This window comes from Parabacteroides sp. B2-S-102 (assembly GCF_023656665.1).
GTDB classification, from domain to species: Bacteria; Bacteroidota; Bacteroidia; order Bacteroidales; family Tannerellaceae; genus Parabacteroides; species Parabacteroides distasonis.
This window is the reverse complement of record NZ_JAMOKM010000047.1, coordinates 1-2368: the sequence shown is the minus strand read 5'-3', so window position 1 is coordinate 2368 and position 2368 is coordinate 1. Positions and strand designations below refer to the sequence as shown.

Sequence of the window (2368 nt, the reverse complement as noted above, 5' to 3'; positions counted from 1 at the left end):
GAGCACGCGTCCCATGGTGTCGTATGTGTAGGCGGTGCTGCGCCCCCCGGGACGATCTATGCGTGTCACACGTCCGCAACCGTCCCTGTGGTATATGCGCTCTATGCCGCCGTAGTCCTTTTCCGACGATACGTTGCCCGCAAGGTCGCGCCTGAAGACATACCCGGCACCGGCCTCGTTGACCACCTCGCGCAGGCGGTCCATCCCGTCGTAGCGGAAGCTCACCCTGTTCCCGCCTTCCTCGCGCCATGTCATGCTCCCCACGGAGTTGTAGCCCATGCGGACATGGCGTCGCGCGTCACGCGCCTCCGTGATGCTGTCGTAGCTGTCGTAGCCGAGGTGTATGACGTTACCGTCACGGGCGTCTATGCGCCGCAGGCGGTCCAGGGCGTCATACACGTAGAACTCCGTGCGATTGCCGGGAGAGCTTCGCTCGATGAGCCTGCCCCTGGCATCATGCTTCCAGCCGCCGAGCAGCCTTCCGTCCTCGTGCCATGACACGAGGTTCAGCGAGCCGTCGTAGGACAGTTCGGAGCGGCGGTCTCCCTTGCCGACGCCCACGGGCTGGCCGTGGCTGTCGTAGGTGAACTCCGTGACGCCGCCGTCACGGTCTATGAAGCGGCTGACAAGGTGCGGACGCTCCGTGTCGTACAGGCGGACGGTCTTGCCGCCCTCACGGTCCACGTGGATGCTCAGCCGTCCCTTGTCGTCGTATATGTACATCTCGCCGCTGCCGTCGGGGTACGTGACACCGGTGAGGTTGCCGTCATTGTCGTAACTGTAGCCCGTGACGCCGCCCTCTGGGTCGATGGTGCGGTAAGGCTCCATGAAGTCCGTGTAGCTGTGGCGCGTCTCGTTGCCGAGCGGGTCGATCTCGGAGGTCACAAGCTGGTCGGGTGTATATCGGTAGGTGGTCGTGCCGCCCGTGGAGTCGGTCACGAGGTTGTAGCCTTCGGACGGGTGGTACTCGATACGCCCCTCCATCATGCCGTCCGTGCCATAGGTATGGACGCACCGTCCCTTGCTGTCGTATTCCCAGCGGTAGGTGTCGCCGTTGCGGTCGGTCTTCTCCGTCATCAGGTGGCCGCTATACGACATCTCCGTGGTCTTGTCCATGGCGTCGGTGATGCCCGTCATGTTGCCGGATTCGTCGTAGGTGTACGACACCAGACGCTCTTCTCCCTTGCCGGTGACGAACGACAGGCTCGTGACGCGTCCCTTCGTGTCGGTGGCGGCGCGTACCGTGCGTCCGGCAGGGTCGCTCAATCCGGAGAACCTGCCGTTGCTGAAACGGAGCTGTATGTGAAGCCCGTCGGGGTTTTCTATGCGCGTCATGCGCCACGCGCCGCCGTCCCGTATGTCGAAGCGGTATGTGAGCAGGCTGTCATGGCTGTATGCCTCGTAGCCTTTTTCGGTGCGGCGCAGCGTCGTGCGTTCCGTGCGCATGTAGAACTCTCCGCCCGGTGCTATCGGCGGGAAAGCGACGGCACGGCCGTCCTCCATGCGGAGCATCGTCACGCCCTCGTCCTCGAAACTTTCCACCGTGCGGTCATAGCAGCAGTGTACGCCATGGCCCAGCCAGCCCTCGTACTCCGAATCGGAGTACCATGCCCGGCTCCATTCCAGCGGAAGCGGTGACGGGAAGCCGAAGTCCGTGCCCTCGTAAACCACAACTCCGTTAACGAGGTTCACAGGCTCGAAGCCGTTCCTGCACAAGTATGCGCTCAGCTTCTTCGTCGAGGGGAAGCGCTTCTGTATGTTGGTATTCTTGAGAACTTTGTGGTTGAATGTCTTTAGTGCCTTGCCAAGTCCCTTGCCTCCGAGCTTCATCAGGGAGCTGAACCCTATGCTCGCCGCGAGTCCCGTCAGCATTCCGCCCCAGTCGGGGACATAGGGGCCGCCCACCATGACGGGCTTGCCCGTGGGGACAGGGAGGGAAAAGGAGGTCGGGGCGAAAAGGCTCGGTATGAGCCGTGTCTTTCCGGCCTTGTTCTTGCCTATGCCTGCCGACAGCGGTATGCCCACGTCGTTGCACGTCATCACCATGTGACCCTTCGGACTCATGCGGCTGCCGTCGCAGAACACGGTCTGCGAGGCGAAGAAGTTCATGCTCTCGTGCCCGATCATCGAAGCCATGGCGAAAGGTCCGGCAAGCGGGATGTGCATCAGGGGGATAATCATGCCGCCCGTGTCCGAGACGCCGCGCTTCAGCCCGTTCACGCTCACGTTCGTGCCGAGGAACGGTATGTAGTCGGCGGGGTCCATCACCATACCTATGTAAGGGTGGATGGGATTGAAAGGGGGAGCTGTCGTCACATGGACGTCAACCCCGACTACCATAGTGATATGACTGTCCGCAAGTAACATA

Annotated in this window: 1 protein-coding gene; it reads right to left on the bottom strand. The window is 62.1% G+C overall.

Translation table 11 applies throughout. From position 1 onward, the window contains the following. Positions 1-2265, bottom strand: a 2265-nt coding sequence (locus tag NBH07_RS22400; RefSeq protein ID WP_250833615.1) for a DUF6531 domain-containing protein, incomplete at its 3' end; no start/stop codon positions are given. Positions 2266-2368 lie beyond the last annotated feature (103 nt).